This is a genomic window from Phenylobacterium sp. 58.2.17, from assembly GCF_026411515.1.
Taxonomy (GTDB): Bacteria; Pseudomonadota; Alphaproteobacteria; order Caulobacterales; family Caulobacteraceae; genus Phenylobacterium.
Genome location: NZ_JAPMTQ010000031.1, coordinates 1 through 13,392, shown reverse-complemented (window position 1 = coordinate 13,392; position 13,392 = coordinate 1). Strand labels below are relative to the sequence as shown.

13 protein-coding genes are annotated in these 13,392 nt (G+C 69.7%); 7 read left to right on the top strand and 6 right to left on the bottom strand.

The features are described 5' to 3' along the window. Window positions 1-137 precede the first annotated feature (137 nt). The 3 genes from OUA97_RS16685 (at window position 138) to OUA97_RS16675 (ending at window position 2,471) form a co-directional block, all read left to right on the top strand. Entirely contained in the window at window positions 138-1,355 is a 1,218-nt protein-coding gene (locus OUA97_RS16685; RefSeq protein WP_267233157.1) for an LLM class flavin-dependent oxidoreductase, read from the top strand. A 1-nt stretch (window position 1,356) separates the two neighbouring features. Then, a complete protein-coding gene (locus OUA97_RS16680) occupies window positions 1,357-2,169 on the top strand; it encodes an arylamine N-acetyltransferase family protein (RefSeq protein WP_267233156.1) in 813 nt (270 codons plus the stop codon). 92 nt (window positions 2,170-2,261) lie between these two features. Continuing rightward, window positions 2,262-2,471 carry a hypothetical protein gene (locus tag OUA97_RS16675; protein ID WP_267233155.1) on the top strand — a complete coding sequence of 70 codons (210 nt, stop codon included), beginning with the start codon at window positions 2,262-2,264 and terminating at the stop codon, window positions 2,469-2,471. Here OUA97_RS16675 and OUA97_RS16670 read toward each other — a convergent pair. Together OUA97_RS16670 and OUA97_RS16665 are read right to left on the bottom strand one after the other, a co-directional pair. Beyond that, window positions 2,468-3,448 carry an aldo/keto reductase gene (locus OUA97_RS16670; RefSeq protein WP_267233154.1) on the bottom strand — a complete coding sequence of 327 codons (981 nt, stop codon included), beginning with the start codon at window positions 3,446-3,448 and terminating at the stop codon, window positions 2,468-2,470. The two genes, OUA97_RS16675 and OUA97_RS16670, sit on opposite strands and share 4 nt — an antisense overlap. Before the next feature lie 66 nt (window positions 3,449-3,514). After that, window positions 3,515-3,784 (bottom strand): hypothetical protein, encoded by a 270-nt coding sequence (locus OUA97_RS16665; RefSeq protein WP_267233153.1) that lies wholly within the window; start codon window positions 3,782-3,784, stop codon window positions 3,515-3,517. Between the two features lie 324 nt (window positions 3,785-4,108). On the opposite strand from OUA97_RS16665, the gene OUA97_RS16660 reads away from it, so the two are divergent. Next, on the top strand, window positions 4,109-4,384 hold the full coding sequence (locus OUA97_RS16660; RefSeq protein ID WP_267233152.1) for a hypothetical protein: 276 nt from the start codon (window positions 4,109-4,111) through the stop codon (window positions 4,382-4,384). 57 nt (window positions 4,385-4,441) lie between these two features. Here the strand turns inward: OUA97_RS16660 and OUA97_RS16655 are convergent, their stop codons facing one another. Both OUA97_RS16655 and OUA97_RS16650 read right to left on the bottom strand, forming a co-directional pair. Then, window positions 4,442-4,651, bottom strand: coding sequence for a YbdD/YjiX family protein (locus OUA97_RS16655; RefSeq protein ID WP_267233151.1), 210 nt, complete (start codon window positions 4,649-4,651; stop codon window positions 4,442-4,444). Window positions 4,652-4,656: 5 nt separating this feature from the next. Then, window positions 4,657-6,714: a carbon starvation CstA family protein gene (locus OUA97_RS16650; protein WP_323690916.1), complete on the bottom strand. Its 2,058-nt coding sequence runs from the start codon at window positions 6,712-6,714 to the stop codon at window positions 4,657-4,659. A gap of 91 nt (window positions 6,715-6,805) precedes the next feature. On the opposite strand from OUA97_RS16650, the gene OUA97_RS16645 reads away from it, so the two are divergent. Then, the gene (locus tag OUA97_RS16645; RefSeq protein WP_267233150.1) at window positions 6,806-7,276 is read left to right on the top strand and encodes a hypothetical protein; all 471 of its coding nucleotides are present in this window, start codon (window positions 6,806-6,808) and stop codon (window positions 7,274-7,276) included. Here OUA97_RS16645 and OUA97_RS16640 read toward each other — a convergent pair. Both OUA97_RS16640 and OUA97_RS16635 read right to left on the bottom strand, forming a co-directional pair. Continuing rightward, a complete protein-coding gene (locus OUA97_RS16640) occupies window positions 7,273-8,079 on the bottom strand; it encodes an acyl-CoA thioesterase (RefSeq protein WP_267233149.1) in 807 nt (268 codons plus the stop codon). The genes OUA97_RS16645 and OUA97_RS16640 overlap by 4 nt on opposite strands. A 47-nt stretch (window positions 8,080-8,126) precedes the next feature. Further along, complete coding sequence (locus OUA97_RS16635) at window positions 8,127-8,597, bottom strand: hypothetical protein (RefSeq protein WP_267233148.1); 471 nt, start codon at window positions 8,595-8,597, stop codon at window positions 8,127-8,129. A 186-nt stretch (window positions 8,598-8,783) separates the two neighbouring features. Here OUA97_RS16635 and OUA97_RS16630 point away from each other — a divergent pair, with 186 nt between their 5' ends. Beyond that, window positions 8,784-12,407: a hypothetical protein gene (locus tag OUA97_RS16630; RefSeq protein WP_267233147.1), complete on the top strand. Its 3,624-nt coding sequence runs from the start codon at window positions 8,784-8,786 to the stop codon at window positions 12,405-12,407. Between the two features lie 407 nt (window positions 12,408-12,814). Further along, a complete protein-coding gene (locus OUA97_RS16625) occupies window positions 12,815-13,276 on the top strand; it encodes a hypothetical protein (RefSeq protein ID WP_267233146.1) in 462 nt (153 codons plus the stop codon). The last annotated feature ends 116 nt before the right edge of the window (window positions 13,277-13,392 follow it).

The following is a 13,392-nucleotide window of genomic DNA, read 5'->3' as shown; positions in this document are numbered from 1 at the left end:
TCTGCCGGGTCCGCCAAAGCCCCTTCCGCCTACGTAAGGCCGCACGAACCGCGCAGCTGACGCTGACGGAACGTCAATCTGGTCTTCCCGGCGAAATGGGAGTTAGCCTCCGCTCAAACGGCCAAGGGAGGGCCATCATGCTCGGAAACAAGCTGCGCTTCGGGGCCTTCATCGCGCCGTTCCATCCGCTCGACGAGAACCCGACCCTGGCCATCCAGCGCGACCTGGAGCTGGTGCAGTGGATGGACCAGCTGGGCTACGAAGAGGCCTGGATCGGCGAGCATCACTCGGCCGCCTACGAGCTGATCGCGAGCCCCGAGGTGTTCATCGCCGCGGCCGCCGAGCGCACCAAGCACATCCGGCTGGGCACCGGGGTGTCGTCCCTGCCCTATCACCACCCGATGATGCTGGCCGACCGCATCAACCAGCTCGACCACATGACCCGCGGCCGGGTGATGTTCGGGGTCGGCCCCGGGGCGCTGGTCTCCGACGCCTTCATGATGGGCATTCCGGTCGCCAAGCAGCGCGACCGCATGGACGAGGCGCTGGACGTGCTGGTCCCGCTGCTGCGTGGCGAGGAGGTCACCCACGAGAGCGACTGGTTTAGCCTGGTCAACGCCCGCCTGCAGATGACGCCCTACTCGCGGCCCTCGGTGGAGATCGCGGTCGCCAGCCAGGTCTCGCCGACCGGGGCGCGGGCCGCGGGCAAGCATGGCGCGGGGCTGCTGTCGCTGGGCGCGACCACCACCGCCGGCTTCAATTCGCTGGCCGCCAACTGGGGCATCGCCGAGGACATCGCCAAGGAGAACGGCCAGACCATGGACCGCAGCCGCTGGCGGCTGGTCGGCCAGATGCATATCGCCGAGACCAAGGACAAGGCGATCGAGCAGGTCCGCTTCGGGCTGGAGAAGTGGATCTATTACTTCAAGGAGATCGCCAACCTGCCGATGGTGCCCGACGACTTCAAGGGCGACCCGGTGGAAGCCTATCTGGCGCTGGGCCAGGCGGTGGTGGGCACGCCCGACGACGCGATCGCGCGGCTGCAACAGCTGGTCGACGAGAGCGGCGGCTTCGGTTGCTTCCTGCTGATGGCGCACAACTGGGCGCGCTGGGAAGACACCAAGCGCTCCTACGAGCTGATCGCGCGCTATGTCGTGCCGCACTTCCAGCAGCTGAACGTCAACCGCCAGGCCTCGATGGACTGGGTGCGCAGCAACAAGACCGAGTTCACCTCGCAGACCCGCGCGGCGGTGGGCGCCCGAATCGTCTCGCATATGATGGAAAAGGGCGCCGATAAGATCCGTCCCGAGATCGTGGCGATGATCCAGGGCGCCGCGCCGCCGGCCAAGGAGTAACATGGACCTGCAGGCCTATCTCGACCGCATCGGGTTCGTCGGCGTCCCACGCGTGGACGCCGCGACGCTGAAGGCGATGCAGCGCCTGCACCTGCGCGCGATCCCCTACGAGAACTTCGACGTCCAGCTGGGCCGGACGATGACGCTCGATCCGCAGGCGGCGTTCGACAAGATGGTCCGCCAGCGGCGTGGCGGCTGGTGCTATGAGATGAACGGCCTGCTGGGCGCGATGCTGCGCGAGGTCGGCTTCCAGGTGACCGAGATGGCCGGGGCGGTGCTGCGCGGCGAGCGCGGGGCGGCCTCGCACGCCAACCATCTGGTGCTGCGCGTCGACCTGGACCGGCCCTACATCGCCGACGTCGGGTTCGGCGACGCGCTGCTGGAAGCCATGCCGCTGGAGTTCGGGCCGCACCACTGCGCCGGCTTCGACTTCTCGTTCGAGGCGCTCGACGACGGCTGGCTGCGTTTCCACAACCACCCGCACGGCGGCGCGGCCTATTACGACTTCCGCAACGAGCCGGCCGACCGCGAGGAACTGGCCGCCATGTGCCGCTGGCTGAGCACCGCGCCGGACTCGGTGTTCACCCAGACCGCCTTCGCCTTCCGCCATGAGCCTGGCGGGGTGGCGGTGCTGCGGGGCCGCACGTTCAACTTCATCCGCCCCGGCGGGAAGGCGATGCAGATCATTGATTCAGCGGATGAATTTGCAAGCATCCTGCGCGCTCGCTTTGAACTGGACATTCCGCAGGCGCGCGACCTGTGGCCCGCCGTCTGCGCCCGCCACGAGGAGCTGTTCGGGGCGCTGACGCCCTAACGGTTCCCTACCGGGACGGTCATAAAAGCGTGCCTGGACATCCTATGGACGCGCGGTCAAATCCGCCCACGGGGGAATCCAGGAGAGACGCGATGACCGACCTTTCCCTGCCGCCCTCCGTCACCGTCAGCCCCACCATCGTCGGCGTATCCGTGCTGACAGACGATGGGGTGACGGTCCAGGTCAGCCTGCCCCGGCCGCGCGGACTGCACGACCTGCCGATCGAGGAGGTCGCCGACCGCGCCAGGCGGATGGCGCAGGACGCCCTGCGGGCGGCGGCGACCAGCCTCGGCGCGAGCTAGCCCTCGGTGTCCACCGACGCCTGCATCGCCGGCGCATAGCGCGGGCCGGTCACGGTCTGCGGGTTCACCAGATCCTCGACCTTGGCCATCACCGCCTCTGAGAGGGTGATCCCCGCGGCGGCGGCGTTCTCGCGCATGTGGTCGGGATTGGTGGTGCCCGGGATCGGCACCAGGGTCTCGTCCTTGGCCAGCAGCCAGGCCAGGCACAGCTGGGCCGGAGTGCAGCCGGCCTCCCGCGCCAGGGCGGCGAACCCCTCGAACATCTTGAGGTTGGCGGCGAAGGCCTCGCCCTGGAACCGCGGCATCGCCTTGCGGAAGTCGCCGTCCTCCAGCGCCGCGGCGTCGGGCACCCCGCCGGCCAGGAAGCCGCGGCCGACCGGGCTGAACGCCACGAAGGTCACACCCAGCTCGCGGCAGGCCTCGAGCACCGCGATCTCCGGATTGCGGGTCCAGGGCGAGTACTCGGTCTGCAGGGCGGTGATCGGGTGGACCGCGTGGGCCCGGCGCAGCGTCGGGGCCGAGACCTCCGACAGGCCGATGGCGCGGATCTTCCCCTCATGCACCAGATCGGCCAGCGCGCCGACGCTGTCCTCGATCGGCACGCGCTTGTCCCAGCGGTGCAGGTAGTAGAGGTCGATGACGTCGGTCTGCAGCCGGCGCAGGCTGCCCTCGCAAGTGGCCTTCAAGACGTCCGGATGGCCGTTGAGCTCGCGCTGATCGCCGTTGGTCAGGCCGCACTTGGAGGCCAGGACGTAGTCGCCGCGCCGGTCCTTCAGCACCTCGCCGACCAGCGTCTCGTTATGGCCGACGCCGTAGACCGCAGCGGTGTCGAGAAAGGTGTACCCGGCGTCGAGGGCGCCCTTCAGCACCCGCTCGGCCTGCTCGCGCGGCGGCGGCGAGCCGTAGGCGTGCGAGAGGCTCATGCAGCCCAGGCCGATGGCCGAGACGTCGAATTCGCCCAGTTTGCGCTGGTCCATGCCGTTCTCCCGTTCCCTACTTGTTGAGTGGGAGAAGGCGTCAGACGCGGAGCGCGGTCAACAGCCTTACGGCGTGACGTTCATCTTGATGACGATGCGGCCGGGATTGGCGAGGGCGAAGGCCTCGGGAACCTCGACCTGGGCGGCCAGCTTCACCGCTTCGGCGGCCGGCGCGCCGTCGGCGTCCAGGGCCTTGCAGTCGGTGAGGTTCGCGCCGCTGACCTGGCAATCGACCAGCACCGCCTGCTCGGCGGGCGGCGCGACCGGGGCCGCGGCGGGCGCCGGGGCGTAGGTGGTCGAGATCACGGCGGCGGCGGCGAGAGCAGACAGGAACATGGGACCTCGACGTTAACGAAGATTACTCAATGGTGAAGCCCCGCCGATGGCAAGTGTTTCATTTCGGGGCCGTCGGGGTTGTCCACCGCAATCGGCGTGCCCAAGCCCCGCCTCGCGCTCCCTCTGCTGCAATCCCGGGCGCCGGCGCCCACCGCGGTTGCATCGCACAACTGCGCTACTGCACCGCAGCAAATCCGCTTGAAACCTTGTCCGTCAAAGGGCAGGAACATGGCTAGGCGAAACGGTCACGCGAGAATTTGAACCGTCGCCAAAGGAAACGTCGGGAGGTGGTTGGCCCCAACCCCTTTCCGGGAATTAGTGATTATGATCCGTACTCTTGCTCTGACCGCCGTGGCCGTGTTCGCCATCACCGCTCCCGCTCAAGCCGCTTCGATCAGCGTTCCGCTGGCCGGCAAGAGCCAAGCCCAAGTCGAAGCCGATGTGGCCAAGGCCGCGCGCAACGTCTGCTTCCGCGCCACCCGCAACGAAACCCTGGCGCTCGACGCCTATTCGCGCTGCGTGAAGGCGACCGTGAAGGTCAGCCTGGACACCTACGCCACGGCCCAGGCCCCGACCAATTCGGCCCTGGCCGCGCGCTAAGCGCCCTCTCCCAGTTCTGTGTAGCAAAGGCCGGCGGAGACGCCGGCCTTTCGCTTTTCAGCAGCAGCGAAAGCCGCCGCGGGCCCCGGCGCCGTAGCGGGCGTCCTGACGATCACGGAAGAACTCCGCCCGGCTCATCGGGGCCCGATCCGGATGGGTGCGAGCCATGTGCTCGACATAGGTCTCGTAGTTCGGCACCCCGACCATCAGGCGCGCGCCGTCGCAGACGCACTGGGCGAAACGGGCGAAGGGGTTGGGCGAGGCCATGTCCCCTACTCCGCCGGAATGGCGTCGGGATTGATCTCCCGCGCCGTCCAGCCGTCGGCGCGGAACGCCTTCAGGCAGGCGCCGATCCCGAACCAGATCATGCTCAGCACCACCGCGATGAAGACCGCGCAGAGCGCCGCGTCGATGCGGTCGTTCCAGACGATCTTGGTCATGTCGGCCATGCTCTTGGCCGGGGCCAGCACCTGGCCGGCGGCCAGCGCGTCGCCGTACTTGCGCGCATGCGACAGGAAGCCGACGGCCGGATCTGGCGACAGCAGCTTCTGGAAGCCGGCCGTCAGGGTGCAGATGCACAGCCACACCGCCGGGATGATGGTCACGAACGCATAGCGGTGCCGCTTCATCTTGAAGATCACCACCGTCGCCATGATCAGCGCGATTGCGGCCAGCATCTGGTTGGAGATGCCGAATAGCGGCCAGAGGGTGTTCACGCCGCCGAGCGGGTCGGTGACGCCTTGGTGCAGGAAGAAGCCCCAGGCCGCGACGCAGAGGCCGGTAGCGGTCAGGTTCGCGGTCCACGACGAGGTGTCCTTGAACTTCGGAATGAAGGTCCCGAGCAGATCCTGCAGCATGAAGCGCCCGGCCCGGGTGCCGGCGTCGACGGCGGTGAGGATGAACAACGCCTCGAACAGGATGGCGAAGTGGTACCAGAAGGCCATCATCGCCTTGCCGCCCAGCACATGGGAGAAGATGTGCGCCATGCCGACGGCGAGCGTCGGGGCGCCGCCGGCGCGCGAGATGATGGTCGTCTCGCCGACGTCTTTGGCGGTCTGTTCGATGAGTTCGGCGCTGATCGGATGGCCCATGGCGCCGACCGCGGCAGAGGCGCTCTCGGCGGTGGTTCCCACCACCGCGGCCGGGCTGTTCATCGTGAAGTAGACGCCGGGGTCGAGGATCGAGGCGGCGATGATCGCCATGATCGCCACGAAGCTCTCCATCAGCATGCCGCCGTAGCCGATGAAGCGGGCGTTGACCTCGTTGTCGATCAGCTTGGGCGTGGTGCCCGAGGAGATCAGGGCGTGGAAGCCAGAGACCGCACCACAGGCGATGGTGATGAACAGGAATGGGAACAGCGTGCCCGACCAGACCGGCCCGCCACCAGCAGCAAATTGGGTCACGGCCGGCATCTGCAGCTCGGGCCGCATGATGACGATGCCGATGGCCAGGGCCAGGATCGCGCCGATCTTGAGGAAGGTCGACAGGTAGTCGCGCGGCGCCAGCAGCAGCCAGACCGGCAGCACCGCGGCGACCGCCCCGTAGCCGATCAGGATCCACGACAGCTGGATGCCGGTCAGGGTGAACATCCCCGCCAGCTGCGGCGAGGCCGCGACCCACTGGCCGCCGACGATGGCCAGGATCAGCATCACAAAGCCGAAGATCGACACCTCGGCGATGCGGCCGGGCCGGATGAAGCGCATGTAGACGCCCATGGCGATGGCGATCGGCACGGTGGCGGCGACGGTGAACGTGCCCCAGGGGCTCGATGTCAGGGCCTTGACCACGATCAGGGCCAGCACCGCCAGGATGATGACCATGATCATGAAGGCGCCGAATAGGGCGATGACGCCGGGGATCGGCCCCAGTTCCTCGCGGATCAGCTCACCGAGCGACTTGCCGTCGCGACGCATGGAGATGACGAGCACCAGGAAGTCCTGGACCGCCCCGGCCAGCACCACCCCGGTCAGGATCCAGAGCACGCCCGGCAGATAGCCCATCTGGGCGGCGAGCACGGGCCCGACCAGCGGCCCGGCCCCGGCGATGGCCGCAAAATGGTGACCGAACAGCACGTACTTGTCGGTCGGAACGTAATCGAGGCCGTCGTTGCGGGTGACCGCCGGCGTCGCCCGCGCCGGGTCCAGGCGCATGACCCGCTGGGCGATGTAGAGGCTGTAGTAGCGGTAGGCGACCAGGTACACGCAGATCGCCGCAGTCAGGATCCAGAGCGCGTTGACGCTCTCGCCACGGGAGGTGGCCAGAACGCCCAGCGCGCCGGCGCCTATGGCGGCCAGCAAGGCCCAGGGCCCGTGTTTGCGCACCACTTCCATTCCGCCGTCTCCTCCCCTGCCGCGCCCGCACTCGGCGCCCGCCTAGCTACAACTGATTGAGCCTTCGCGTGAACCTCTCTAGGACCCGCGCATGACAATGCCGCAGATCGCCGGGCCGCTGGCGGCCGCGCTGGACGTCGTCGCCGAGGGTTGCGCGGACCTGACCGATCCCTGGTGGGTGTTCGGCAGCGCCGGCATGGCGCTGGTCGGCGTCCCAGGCCTGACGCCGCCCGACGTCGACCTGATCGTCAGCGAGCGCGACGCGCGCCGGCTGCTGGACCGCTGGAACACCGCGCCGCTCGCGGCGGCGGCCTCGCCGCTGTTCCGGTCCGCCATCTTCGCCAAGGCGCAGGTCGCCGCCCTGCCGATCGAGATCATGGCCGGCTTCGAAGCGTTTTCCGACGGCGCCTGGGCGCCGGTGGTCCCGGCCACACGTCAGGCGCTCGATTGGAGGGGGCGACGCCTGTTCACGCCGAGCGCGGCCGAGCAGGCTGCGATCTGCCGCCGCTTCGGTCGCCCCAAGGACCTGGCTCGCGTCGCCCTGCTTGAGGCGCTGACCTAGTCGCGCACCCGCACGATCAGCGACTGGCTGGCGGTGGCCATCAGCTCGCCGTCCTGGGCGAACAGGTACATGGCGCCATGGCCGAAGCCGCCGTGCACGCCGGTGATGCGGATGTCGCACAGCACCCACTCGGTCGCCACGATGCGCCGATAGCGGATGGTATTGTCGAGGCTGTTGCCGCCAGCGCTGAGGCCGAGCGCGTTGCCCACCGCGCCGGGAATGAAATCGGCCATGATCGCCAGCATGCCGGCGTCGATCGCCACGCCCTCGCGCGGCCGGATCCACAACAGCAGGCGCCCGTCCTCGCCGCCGTCGCTGACCGCGGTGCCGCCGTAGCTCCCCTGGGCGACGCGCACTTCGATGCGGCTATGCAGGTCATCGCCGCCGCCGCGCCAGTGATCGGCCGGCTCGCAGTCTTCCGGCGGCGCCACCTCCGGCATGGTCAGCGACTGGCGCGAGATGTCGCTGGGCCGCGAGCCGAGCGCCGCGTTGACGGTCAGGATCTCCTTGTCGCCGACATGGCTGATGACTCGGGCCTGGCTGTTGTACTTGCCCGCAGCCGGCACCCAGACGTCCAGGTCGACGATGCTGGGCGGGCGCGCATAGGACAGGTACTGCGCCGTGGCCCAGATCACCGGCCGCTCGCAGGTCCGCTCCAGGGCGGTGATCGCCGAGGCCATGCCGACGCCGCCGAACATGAAGAGATTGTCCCGCGCACCGACGCAGACCGCCGGGGTCAGCGGCAGGTACCAGCGGTGCGGATTGTGGGTGGCTTGCAGGTCGAAGAATTGGGGCGCGCTCATGGCGCACTCCATGAGAGCACCGGGGCGTCAGCGCAAGCCCGTTGCGATCACCGCGACGCCGCGGCCGCCTCGGCCTCGTTGCGCAGGCGGCGGTCCGCCTCCTGCATGAGCGATTCCGTCGACTGGTTGCGCGCTTCGCGGGCGCGGATCTCGTCGACCAGGCGCTGGTCGGCGTTCTGGCCGTGCAGCGCATAGAGGAACGCGCCGAACCCGCCGACCGCTGCGGCGGTCAGCACCAGGGCGGCGATGGCGGCGATGCCGGTCCAGGCCTTGGACTGCTGTCCGGGAGGGGCCGGCTTCAGATAGGCTGCGCCGATGAACACGACGCCGGCCAGGAAGGTCGCGCAGCCGCCGGTGTGGATCATCGCCCGCTGGCCGACCAGGTCGACATTGGCCACCACGCTGGGCGCCAGGCCGATCAGGCGGTTGCCCTCGGTCAGCTGGGAGACCTCGATCGTGCCGGCGAAAACGACCTGGGCCAGGCCCAGGATGGCGAGAATCCATCCGGCGATGATCATGAAACGCTCCCACGCAGCAGTCCGCCCGCGAATCCCGCGAGCCATGAAAGTCTACGCTGTGAGCAACAGATTGCGGCGAGGAAAGGACGCCGCGGGGCGAGGGCGCCCACATTGAGCGCCGCCAGGTTGTGAGACTCAGGAGCCGCTGCCTAAGCTTGAGCGACGATTCGAACGCGCCAGGCGACGATGGGCATCTCGCAGCTTTCCCCCAACCAGATCGGCGCGCTTCCCGTCTCCACCTTCGAGGCCTTGACGACCGACGAGCTCAAGAGCCTGAGCGCGACCCAGGTCGGCGCCATTCCGGCCGCGGGACTCTCAGCGCTGAATGGCGAACAGGTCGCCTCGCTGTCGGCGGCGCAGATCAAGGGGGTCACGGCCGCGCAGCTCAAGGGGCTGGCGGCGGCCGACATGGCGGAGTTCACGCCCGCCCAGCTGCTGGCGTTTTCCAGCGCCCAGCTCAACGCCCTCTCGAGCGCCAATTTCGCCGCGCTTTCGCAGGAGCAGGTCGAAGGCCTCTCTCGCGCGCAGGTGCAGTCCTTGTCGCCGACGATGCTGGCGGCCCTGGGCGTCTCCGACGTCAACGAGTTCAATGCAGCGCAGATCGGCGCCCTGACCAGCAGCCACCTGCGCGCCCTGTCGGAGCTGCATATAGCGGGGCTGTCGACGTCGCGGCTGGACGCGCTGAGCGGCCAGCAGATGAGCGCCCTGACCGCCCGGCAGTTGGCGGCGCTGACCGCCGAGCAGTTCGCCAGCCTCGACGGCGTCCAGGCGCTGGGCATATCTCCCGTCCAGATCAAGCTGCTCTCGGCCGCCGACTTCGCCAAGGTCACGACTGAGCAGGTTCATAGCTTCAGTGCGGCCCAGATCGGCGCAATCAACGCTGGCGGCCTGTCGACGCTGACCCCCGACGAGATCGCGGGACTGTCGGCCGCGCAGATCAAGGGCCTGACCCCGGCCCAGCTCAAGGCGATGTCGGTCGAGCAGCTCACTGTCTTCACGGCCGAGCAGTTCGCGGCGTTCTCGGCGCCGCAGATCGGGGCGTTTTCGCCGGCGGCGCTCAACGCCTTGCCGCCCGAGCGAGTCGCCGGACTGTCAGGCGCGCAGATCAGGGGGCTGACCGGGCCGCAGATTGCGGGCCTGGACGCGGCGCACCTGGCGGCGCTGAGGCCGGAGCAGATCGGGGCGCTGAGCTGGACGCAGACCGGCGTCATCAGCCCGACGCAGCTCGCCGCGTTCACCACCGGCCAGATCGGCGGCCTGACCGCCGCGCAGGTCAGCGGCCTGACCGGCACCCACCTGGCGGCGCTGTCGCCGAACCAGATCGGGGCGTTGACGCCGGCCCAGCTGTCGGGATTGACCGCCCGCCAGATAGCGCAGCTGGCGCGCGCCACCTTTGACAGTTTCAGTTCGGCCCAGGTGCTGGCCCTCAGCCCAGCGCAGCTCGGGGCGCTGAGCGCCGACAACATCACCTCCCTGACCCTGGACGAGGCGGCCGGCCTGAGCACGAGCCAGGTCCGCGGCCTGACCAGGGGCCAGCTGACGGCCGTGGACGAAAGCTTCATCGCGGCCTGGAGCAGCGACCAGCGGCTAAGCCTCACCGGCGGCCAGCTCAGCGCGCTTTCACCGGCCAAGCTGGCGCTGTTCAGCGGGGCCGAGTTCGCCGCCCTCTCCAAGCCCCAGCTCCAGGGCCTCACGCCCACCCAGGTGGGCTCGTTGCCGGCCGCCGCCTTCATCGCCCTGACCAGCCCCCAGGTTCTGGCGTTCAGCCCCGGCCAGCTCGCCGCGCTGAGTCTGCCGAACACCGCCTCGCTGACGCCGGCCGAGATCGCCGGCTTCACGCCCCAGCAGATCGCCGCCCTCACCCCGGCGCAGATCGGCGCCCTGGGCGAGGAGCACACGGCCGCCCTCTCGCCGAGCCAGGCCCGGACACTGTCGGCGGCCCAGATCGCGGCGCTGAGCCCCGCCAAGCTCGGCGCGATTCCCGCCACCAGCCTGGCGGCGCTGTCGGCCTCGCAGGTCCGCTCGATCTCGGCCTCGAACCTTGCCGCGCTGGACGCCGCTGTGCTCGCCAAGTTCACGGGCGCGCAGATCGGGGCGCTGAGCACGGGCCAGCTCGGCGCGCTGTCGCAGGCGCAGGTGAGCTCGCTGTCGGAGACCCAGCTTGACGGGATGACCGCCGGCCAGCTCGGCGCGCTCTCGACCGAGGGCCTGGCCGCCCTCACCGCATCGCAGATCGCCTCGCTGAGCGGGGCCCAGGTGAAGGGCCTGAGCGCTGGCCAGCTTTCCGCCCTGGCCCCGGCGGACTTCGCCGAACTGCAGCCGGCCCAACTGCTCGCTTTCAGCGGCGCGCAACTCGGGGCGCTCAGCGTCGAGAACTTCCTTTCACTGCCTCCTCAGGTGCTGAGCGCGCTGAACGCCGCACAGTTGCGCGGCCTGAGCGCCGCACAGATCGCCGCCCTGCCGCCATCGAGCTTCGCGGCGCTCGGCCCGGTCCAACGGCTGGCGCTCACCCCGTCTCAGATCGGCGCCCTGAGCCTGGCCTCGACCGCAGAGCTTGCGGCGGCCGAGGTCGGCGGACTGTCGGCTGCCCAGATCGGCGGACTGCGCAACGAACAGCTCGCGGCGCTGAGCGCGCATCTGCCCGCCTTGACCCCGGCCCAGATCGCCGGCCTGACCAGCGCCCAGCTGAGCAGCCTGACGCCTGACCAGATCGCCGGGTTCTCGGCCGCGCAGGTCGGCGGCCTGACCGCCCAGCAGATCGGCGGCATGTCGGCGCAAGCCTATTCGGCCCTGACCCAGGAGCAGGTCGCCGGGCTGAAGGCTGCGCAGCTGTCAGGGATCGGCGCGACCCGAATGGGCGACCTGAGCGCCGAAGACTTCGACGAATTCAGCGCTGACCAGATCATGTCCTTCAGCGCCGGGCAGTTGGCGGGCCTCAGCCTGCGCAACATCACATCACTGACCGACGATGAGCTCGCGCGGCTGAGCCGCCAGCAGGTGGCGGGCCTGACGCCGGCGCAGGTCGCCGCGTTCGCCCCGGCCCAGTTCGACGTCTTCGCGCCGGGCCAGGTGCAGGTGATGACCGCCGCGCAGATCGGAGCGCTCGATCCGGACCTGCTCTCGGCCATCGCGCCCGAGAGCCTCCGCAAGCTGGAGGCGCTGCAGATCAGCGGCCTGACGGCGGGCCAGCTGTCGTCTTTGCGGGGCGATGACCTGCGCAAGTTCGCCGCCGCGCAGATCGGCCGCTTCTCGACCGCCCAGCTCAACGCGCTCAGCCCCGCGCAGGTGGCGGCGTTCGACCCCGGTCAGATCGCCGGCCTCACCGCCGCCCAGATCTCGGGCCTTTCGCCCGCGAATTTGCGGGCCCTGACCGCCGCCCAGCTCGGCGCGCTGTCGAACGATCAGCTGGCGGGCTTGTCGGGCGAGCAGATCGGCGTCCTGACCCTCGATCAGTTCCAGGCGCTGAGTGCGGGCCAGGTCGGCGGCCTCAGCGCCGCGCAGATCGGCGGCCTGCCGCTCGCCAAGGTCGCGCAGCTGACGGCGCGGGACCTGGGGGAGTTCGGGGCGGTGCAGTTCCGGGCGCTGGCGCCGGCCCAGATCGCCGCGTTGCCCCCCGCGGTGATCGCCGCCCTGACGCCGCAGCAGGGCGCGATGTTCGAGATCGGCCAGGTCGCCGCGCTGACCGGGGCCCAACTCGCCGAGTTGCCGCCGGCGGCGATCGGCGCGATGAGCCCCTGGGTCCGTGAGGCCTTCACCGCCAGCCAGGTCGCGGCGTTTAGCCAGGCTCAGCGCGACGCGCTGCTGGGCTGAGCGCCCCACCCCTACGACCGGCCAGCGCTCCTGGCGCTCCGATGATGATGCGGGCGCCAAGTCCGCCTCGCACACAGCGTCGGGGCCGCAGCCGCCCTCCACCTATCGGGGCGGTTCACCTAGAATGGCTGCACGCGAAGGCCTTAGGCCGGCCAAGCTCCCCGGCCGTGTCAGCCCCGCTCACGCTCGAGGTCGATATCGGCCGCTTCCGGGAGCGGATCGCCATCCATCGACATCGGATGGAGAACGTCGCGCCGGCCGAGAATGTCGCCCACCAGGGACGGGCCCCCAGACCGGCTCGGGATTCAACCTGATGGCGCCGCGCGGCCGCCTCCGGTCGAATGGCCGCGGGGAAAACCAACGCCGCAAGCCCAATGCCGGCCGCAGCCGTCGCGGAGACGTGCCGAATGACTAGAATACCGCACCTCAGCCTGGCCCTCCTTGCGACCGCCACGCTCATCAGCGCCTGCACGCCGCAGCCCACGCCCAACAGCTACAGCCGCACGGAGACGATGCGGCCGCAGTCGGTGGAACTGGGCACGCTGCAGAGCATCCGCCCAGTGAACATCCGGCCGGGAGAGACGCGCCTGGGCATGGGCACGGGCGCCATTCTCGGCGGAATCGCCGGCAGCCAGATCGGCGGCGGCACAGCGGCGAACGTCGCCGGCGGGGTGGCCGGCGCGGTAGCCGGCGGGGCCCTGGGCAGCGCGCTGCAAGGTTCGCAGAACACAGCCGGCCTTGAGCTGACCGTTGAACTGGACTCCGGCCGCACGATCGCCATCGTCCAGCCCGGCGGGCCGAACGATTTCCGGATCGGCGACCGTGTCCGGGTCGTCGGCAACGGAGAGAACACGCGCGTCACCCGCTAGACTTGGCGGCGGCGACATCCAGGCCGATGATCCGAGCCGCCGCGCTGTGCTTCGACGCGCCGGGCGCGGCCGGCATAGCGAGTTTTCTGCAGCACCTATCTGGGGTGGAGTCGGGG